This window comes from Candidatus Symbiopectobacterium sp. (genome assembly GCF_020054415.1).
GTDB lineage: Bacteria > Pseudomonadota > Gammaproteobacteria > Enterobacterales > Enterobacteriaceae > Symbiopectobacterium.
This window is the reverse complement of sequence record NZ_JAHWCO010000723.1, coordinates 1-4181: the sequence shown is the minus strand read 5'-3', so window position 1 is coordinate 4181 and position 4181 is coordinate 1. Positions and strand designations below refer to the sequence as shown.

The 4181-nt window shown below is 52.7% G+C and carries 5 protein-coding genes; 3 read left to right on the top strand and 2 right to left on the bottom strand.

The annotated features are described in order from the left end of the window. Positions 1 to 235 (bottom strand): transposase family protein (locus QZ506_RS20820; protein WP_291973631.1); only part of this gene is annotated, 235 nt, incomplete at its 3' end. Positions 236 to 441: 206 nt separating this feature from the next. Here QZ506_RS20820 and uvrB point away from each other — a divergent pair. Further along, positions 442 to 2454 carry an excinuclease ABC subunit UvrB gene (uvrB, locus tag QZ506_RS20815; protein WP_291973629.1) on the top strand — a complete coding sequence of 671 codons (2013 nt, stop codon included), beginning with the start codon at positions 442 to 444 and terminating at the stop codon, positions 2452 to 2454. A gap of 24 nt (positions 2455 to 2478) precedes the next feature. Further along, on the top strand, positions 2479 to 2913 hold the full coding sequence (locus QZ506_RS20810) for a glyoxalase (RefSeq protein ID WP_291973633.1): 435 nt from the start codon (positions 2479 to 2481) through the stop codon (positions 2911 to 2913). Between the two features lie 18 nt (positions 2914 to 2931). Here the strand turns inward: QZ506_RS20810 and yvcK are convergent, their stop codons facing one another. After that, positions 2932 to 3840 carry a uridine diphosphate-N-acetylglucosamine-binding protein YvcK gene (gene yvcK / locus QZ506_RS20805; RefSeq protein ID WP_291973627.1) on the bottom strand — a complete coding sequence of 303 codons (909 nt, stop codon included), beginning with the start codon at positions 3838 to 3840 and terminating at the stop codon, positions 2932 to 2934. Positions 3841 to 4093: 253 nt separating this feature from the next. On the opposite strand from yvcK, the gene QZ506_RS20800 reads away from it, so the two are divergent. Beyond that, positions 4094 to 4181, top strand: an 88-nt coding sequence (locus QZ506_RS20800) for an IS1 family transposase (protein WP_367272975.1), incomplete at its 3' end; no start/stop codon positions are given.

Below are 4181 nucleotides of genomic sequence, written 5' to 3'. Positions count from 1 at the left end.
GTACATCAGCTTCGACTATTGTCGCGAACTGGCAGGTATCGAGATGGCGCCATTTACGATGTCGGTGATCGTGAATAGGACAGTGTTTCCCGCAGGTTGGACAGGTTAACTGAGAGTTTTCAGCGATACCGACTGTAACGGCAACAGAACCGGCATTCTCATCGAGAGAAAGAGACTTTACCTGCCACGGAATAGACAGGTTGAGGATATGAGCGTAGAGAGACTTTTCTTCCATGGTGGTGACCTCTGCAATTTAATACGCCATTATCATGCCTTCAGCCACCACAACAAGGGAAGACCCTTTTATATTCAGTATACTGTGGGTAAACGAATTTCTGAGGTGCACTGTTAGTGCTATGCTTTACGCCTCACACTATTGTTAAATGTTACTGTGCGTTGCCTGTTTTCGCGACGCTTGGTCCACTTTCTGGCAGGTTGTTCATGAGCAAACCCTTTAAACTGCACTCCGAGTTTACCCCCTCAGGCGATCAGCCTGAAGCGATACGTCTGCTGGAAGAGGGGCTGGAGGCGGGGTTGGCGCATCAGACGTTGCTGGGGGTAACCGGTTCGGGAAAAACCTTTACCATTGCCAACGTGATTGCGGATCTTAACCGCCCCACCATGGTGTTGGCACCCAACAAAACCCTGGCGGCGCAACTCTATGGTGAGATGAAAGCGTTTTTCCCTGATAATGCGGTTGAGTATTTCGTCTCTTACTATGATTACTACCAGCCCGAAGCCTATGTACCTAGCTCGGACACTTTTATCGAGAAAGACGCGTCGGTTAACGAGCATATTGAACAGATGCGTCTGTCAGCTACCAAAGCGCTGCTGGAACGGCGCGATGTGGTGGTGGTCGCGTCGGTCTCGGCTATTTACGGGTTGGGCGATCCCGATCTCTATCTGAAAATGATGCTGCACCTGACGGTAGGCATGATTATCGATCAGCGCTCGATTTTGCACAGACTGACCGAACTGCAATATTCGCGTAACGATCAGGCCGTTACGCGTGGTACTTTCCGTGTGCGCGGCGAAGTGATTGATATTTTTCCGGCGGAATCCGATGAGATTGCGTTGCGCGTTGAGCTGTTCGATGAAGAAGTTGAACGCCTGACGCTGTTCGATCCGCTCACTGGCCAGCAGCTACAAACGGTGCCGCGCTATACCATCTACCCGAAAACCCACTATGTCACCCCGCGTGAGCGTATTCTTCAGGCGATGGAAGATATCAAGCTGGATCTCGCTGAGCGTCGCAACGTATTGTTGGAAAACAATAAACTGCTGGAAGAACAGCGGCTGACGCAGCGTACGCAATTCGATCTTGAGATGATGAACGAACTCGGTTATTGCTCCGGTATCGAAAACTATTCGCGCTATCTTTCTGGACGCGGGCCGGGTGAGCCGCCGCCGACGCTATTTGACTACCTGCCTGCCGATGGATTGTTGGTGATCGATGAATCCCACGTAACGATCCCGCAATTGGGCGGCATGTACCGCGGTGACCGTGCGCGTAAAGAAACGCTGGTCGAATATGGTTTTCGTCTGCCGTCAGCGTTGGACAACAGGCCGATGAAGTTTGAGGAGTTTCAAGCGCTCGCACCGCAAACCATCTATGTTTCGGCGACACCCGGCAATTACGAACTGGAGCATTCCGGCAGTGATGTCGTCGATCAGGTGGTGCGGCCTACGGGACTGCTTGACCCGCTACTGGAAGTGCGTCCGGTTGCGACGCAGGTGGACGATTTGTTGTCTGAAATCCGCAAGCGCGTTGCGTTGAACGAGCGCGTGCTGGTCACCACCTTAACCAAACGTATGGCGGAAGATCTCACCGAATACCTGGAAGAACACGGTGAGTGCGTGCGTTATCTGCACTCGGACATCGATACCGTCGAGCGCGTTGAAATCATCCGTGACCTGCGACTGGGCGAATTTGATGTGCTGGTGGGTATCAACCTGCTCAGAGAAGGGTTGGACATGCCAGAAGTGTCGCTGGTGGCTATTTTGGACGCGGATAAAGAGGGCTTCCTGCGTTCGGAACGCTCCTTGATTCAGACCATCGGCCGTGCCGCACGTAACCTTAATGGTAAAGCCATCCTGTATGGCGACAAGATTACGCCATCAATGCAGCGTACCATTCAGGAAACGGAGCGGCGACGCGAGAAGCAGCAAGCGTACAACGAAGCGCACGGGATTGTGCCTACCGGGCTTAACAAGAAAATCGACGATATTTTGCAATTGGGGCAACCGACGCCGAAAGGCAAAGGGCGTACTGGTCGTAAAGCCGCTGAACCTGCCGCAGAATATCATGCACTGACGCCAAAAGAGTTGGAGCAAAAGATTCGTGAACTGGAAGGCCAAATGATGAAGCATGCGCAGAATTTGGAGTTCGAAGAAGCTGCGGCATTGCGTGACCAGATTCATGCATTACGTGAGCGATTTATCGCCGCATCCTGATTTCCCTTCGCGCAAGGAGCCGACATAACATTTTCTATACACGATGTAGATGTACTGTTTATCGCGGGCTTCGGCACGATCGCTGTGGACGCTGTTGACAGTCGATCGCTCTATCTGGACACGCTACATTTGCCGCTTAAACCGTTGGGGGAGTCGAGCGATTATCTGGTCACCGATACGCTCGATGGAGTGAAGCACTTCGCGCTGTGGCCGTTGGCGCAGGCGGGTCAATCCTGCTTCGACACTGAGCATTTGCCGGATGACGTCACCGTCCCGCAAACCTGGTTGGAGTTTGAGGTTGCTGATATGGTGGTCGCCACGGCGGCGGTTAAACGGGCGGGATATACCTTGCTGGTAGATAACCGACTCGAACCGTGGGGGCAGTGGGTGACGAGTTTCCTTAGCCCGGAAGGAATTCTGGTTGGCGTTACCCATACGCCGTGGCTGTGCGGGGAATAGCCCTCGGCTGTAGTACGGTTAGCCTAGACGTTGTAGGATAATTTCCAGCGCTTGGCGCAGCAGTTCGCGATCGTGATGGTGCGGCACACCAGCCGCGCTTAATGGCTGCTGTACGATGAGACGATCGTTGATGCCCTGCACCGAGGTGTGTGGACTCACGATAACAGCATCCACCACTTTACGCCCCACCTTGTTTTCGATCATGGCGAGCTTTTGTGCCAGTGTCATATGGGCAGCGGCCTGATTGAGTTCTCGTCCCAGATTGCCGATATAGACCATCTGCGCTGGTGTGCGGCGCAGGGCTCGCGCCAGATCGTCCAGCAACAGCAGAGGCATCAGGCTGGTCAGAAAGCTGCCTGGACCAATCAGGATCACATCGGCCTGGTCGATGGCATCAATCGCTTCCTGCGTCGCCTTGACCGCGGGATGGAGTTGCAACTCCTGTGGTAGTGCATTCAGATTGTCTATTTGCACCTCACCGTAGATCTGTTTTCCTCCCGTGTCGGTAGCAACCAGATCGACAGGATGTTCTGACATCGGGATCAGTACCGCATCCACTTTCAGCAGTCCACGAATCAGGTTAATGGCTTCCAGCGGCCGCACACTCAGATGATCCAAGGCTTTAAGCATCAGATTGCCCAGATTGTGTCCAGCGAGTTCACCGCTACCGGTGAAGCGATATTCAAACATGGCGGAGGCCACACTCGTGCTGGTGATCAGTTGGTTCAGGCAGTTGCGCATGTCCCCCCAAGCGATGCCGCCCTCTGCGCGGCGGATCCTGCCCGTCGAGCCGCCGTTATCGGTGGTCGTCACAATGCCGGTGAGTCGTGAACCCAACGAGGAAAGTGATGACATGACGCGACCAAGGCCGTGCCCGCCACCCAGCGCGACAACCTTGTCGAGATCGGCTAACGTGCGATTGCGCATAGAGACCTTTTGCAAAAGAGGGGGAATTCACGTGGCTAAGGTAGCTTATTTCTCTCATAAAGGCGAAAAAAACCAAAAATCTTTGCCTCAGGATGAGTTACGACAATTTTTACGCCTCTTTTCGACTATGTTGGAGGCCTATGTAATAGAAAAACCTTTATATATCAGATAGATAAATATATAACGAATATTGTGTCGTTTATTCAATATGTTGATTGCAGTGTGAAATGTCCGGTTTTGGATGTGGAATACAGTGGCTAAAGTTGATGTAAGATGCCCGTTTTGTGAACAGACATCTCCTGTGAAAAAACACGGTTATGGCAAAAGTGGCCATCAGCGTT